Raw genomic sequence first — 2,781 nt, forward strand, 5'->3', positions numbered from 1 at the left:
GGATGAGTCCAGAAATGCAAATTTAGGTGGGAGCGGACTGGGACTCGCGATTGCAAAGCAGATCATGGAGGGCCATGGCGGTACCATTACAGCTACTAGTCAAATGAATATCGGGACGATAATAACGCTTCAAATTCCAATCCAAGGTGATGTGTAATCTCGGATTTGCATCCCCTACTGCAGTTGCTTGACTCTCTCGTCAACTGGCGGACACAGAGGGCTTAGGAATTTAAATTATTCAAAGTAGTTGTGTGTTCCCATTCACTAAAAGAAAGAATTGCCCATAAACTGATGTATTCAAACAGAAGGGGCGGATAAGAACTTATTGTGAACAAAGAGATCGATTGGAACTCGTTGACACCGTTGGAGATACTGGAGTTATCAATAAAACTTAGAACAATGGGTTATTTATTGGCCCAAAAGGCTCGAGTCAAAGCTGAATTAGAAGAGAAGGAGACCCTATCAGGAGCTGGCAAAACAAAGGACAGATGTAAAGAGGACGTTTAACTTAGGGAAGCAATATTCCGAAGAATACATTTGGATATCACAACTAGCCCGCCAAGTATATAAAAAGCGGGCTAGTTGTGTTTTTATATTGATTATTGAACTTGCATGTCCTCACTTGTAGGTCCAGCGCTGAGACCTATTATATCTCTTGATCCAAATATGAACAAAGCGATGAGAATAAATATGATTACAGAAACAGAAAAATTTTTTCCATCAAAACAATTCATCTTAAGCCTTCTTTCTATGCCTTTTAATGTACTGTTAGTCACTTATTGGATGACGTATAAAATTCTTTGATAATCTCATTAATAGTTTTGTCCCCGTTATCTTTAAAAAGCTTCACCATTCGATCTATGTCCTTATTGTTCAGATCCACTAAAGTTTCATATTTCCCAACCAGGCTTATTATCAAGGTGGCTTCTCGAAATAACTGTACGGCGTCAAAACGTAATTTCCCTGATAATAGAAGGGCAGCAACAATAATCTCTATATTATTCTCTTTAACGTAGTCGAAAATTGAGGATTTACTGGTTTCAGTATCTCTTGTCGTCTTGCCCTTTTTTTTCTCATGAGAAGTCATCACTTTCTCCTACTCCCGCCACATCAAGATTTCTAGATAGAAATAAAATGGGCAGGAAGATGTTTATATATGGTTCATCTTATTTTATGTTTTATACAGGCTACTGGTACATTGTCCAGTTATTATTCTTAATAGGATCGGAGTCGGTATATGATTGCTCCATTCTGCATTAATTCACCGAAGCAGCTACTTTCTTCGCATTTTCTGGTTATCATTAATCCCTAATTGTTTCCTTAGAATTAATCATCCCCTTGTATCATATCGAGCTTGAATGGACAGATTATTTACAATTCATTACTTCCAAATTTAATTTCCGCTTCAAGATGTTACCTAATTTGATATCCGGTTCGTACATATTTCAGTGAAAGATGTTAAGTTAATAAATTTTTAAGAACTTATTCACCATTCTTTTAGAAGCTAGGTTTACTATAGGAGGCAGAACTGAACGCAAGAACGTGGTAATGAAATAACTGAGGATAAATTTTGAATATAACCGTGCTGAGCATATAGCAATTGAAAATAGAAGATCCGTCAAGATGAGCCGACTTTACTTTTTTTTCCACGAGTTGGAACAACAATTTATGCTTCAAATTCCTATATGGAAAGGGTTGGTGATACACCAAAATGAAAATGATACTTCTTATTGAAGATGACGTAACGATCTCAGATTTGCAACGCGATTACCTTGAGATCAATGGGTTTAATGTTGATATTGCTTCGGATGGTGAGCTCGGTTTGAGCATGGGTTTATCAGGAAATTATAACTTGATTATTCTTGATTTGATGCTCCCGAAAATTAACGGATTTGAGGTTTGTAAGAGGATTCGCGAGAAGAAAGATATTCCTATTCTTATGGTCACTTCCCGCGGAGAGGATATCGATGTAATTAGAGGCCTTGGACTCGGAGCCGATGATTATATCACTAAGCCATTCAAGCCCGCAGAATTAGTTGCTAGAGTTAAGGCACATCTGGCTCGATACGATCGATTAATTGGGAATAAAACCGAAAAGAGTGATATTCAGACCCGTGGTTTATACATTGATCCAGAAACACGGAAAGTGTTAGTGAATGAAGTGGAAGTTGTACTGACGACCAAAGAATTCGATCTTCTCTACTTTCTAGCAAGACATCCTGGGCGAGTATTCACCAAAGATCATTTATTTGAACGAATTTGGGACATAGATGCGAAAGGTGATTTACAAACCGTTACTGTTCACATTCGCAAAATTCGTGAAAAAATCGAAAAAAATTCAGCAAACCCTGCTTATATCGAAACAGTTTGGGGGACTGGATACCGATTTAAAGATTGATCCAATATAGATAGCTTATGGCATTCATTGAATCCCGACTTCTACGAAGTATCTGGTATTTGTGTCAAAGAGGAAATAACTCATTTTACAATTATTTAGCCCGACTTAATGGCCGGGCTATTTGGCGTTTTTTTGCAGTCCAGATAAACTGACGATTTCACCATCGTACAGAAATTTAATATGACTTAATGGAATGTTAAGAAATGTTTCATAACTTGTTGAGGATATGAATCTACAGTAGTAAATGCCTCTATAAGGACGTCAAAATAGTTGGGGAGAGTGTACACACGATGCAAGACATATTTACTGCCATAGTTCAGGGGATTGTAGAAGGACTTACGGAATTTTTGCCAGTCTCTTCGACAGGACACTTAATTCTGAGC

4 protein-coding genes are annotated in these 2,781 nt (G+C 37.6%); 3 read left to right on the forward strand and 1 reads right to left on the reverse strand.

Features of this window, described 5'->3' with window-relative positions:
* Window positions 1-157: ATP-binding protein (locus tag PKO01S_RS29665; RefSeq protein ID WP_164779833.1), on the forward strand; the 157-nt coding region annotated here is incomplete at its 5' end.
* A gap of 615 nt (window positions 158-772) precedes the next feature.
* Here PKO01S_RS29665 and PKO01S_RS28305 read toward each other — a convergent pair.
* Window positions 773-1,087 carry a hypothetical protein gene (locus PKO01S_RS28305; protein WP_246070779.1) on the reverse strand — a complete coding sequence of 105 codons (315 nt, stop codon included), beginning with the start codon at window positions 1,085-1,087 and terminating at the stop codon, window positions 773-775.
* Between the two features lie 624 nt (window positions 1,088-1,711).
* On the opposite strand from PKO01S_RS28305, the gene PKO01S_RS28310 reads away from it, so the two are divergent.
* Both PKO01S_RS28310 and PKO01S_RS28315 read left to right on the forward strand, forming a co-directional pair.
* Window positions 1,712-2,398, forward strand: coding sequence for a response regulator transcription factor (locus tag PKO01S_RS28310; RefSeq protein ID WP_127534775.1), 687 nt, complete (start codon window positions 1,712-1,714; stop codon window positions 2,396-2,398).
* Between the two features lie 290 nt (window positions 2,399-2,688).
* A partial coding sequence (locus PKO01S_RS28315) for an undecaprenyl-diphosphate phosphatase (RefSeq protein WP_281278971.1) occupies window positions 2,689-2,781 on the forward strand: 93 nt, incomplete at its 3' end.

The organism is Paenibacillus kobensis NBRC 15729 (assembly GCF_004000825.1).
GTDB lineage: Bacteria > Bacillota > Bacilli > Paenibacillales > Paenibacillaceae > Paenibacillus_T > Paenibacillus_T kobensis.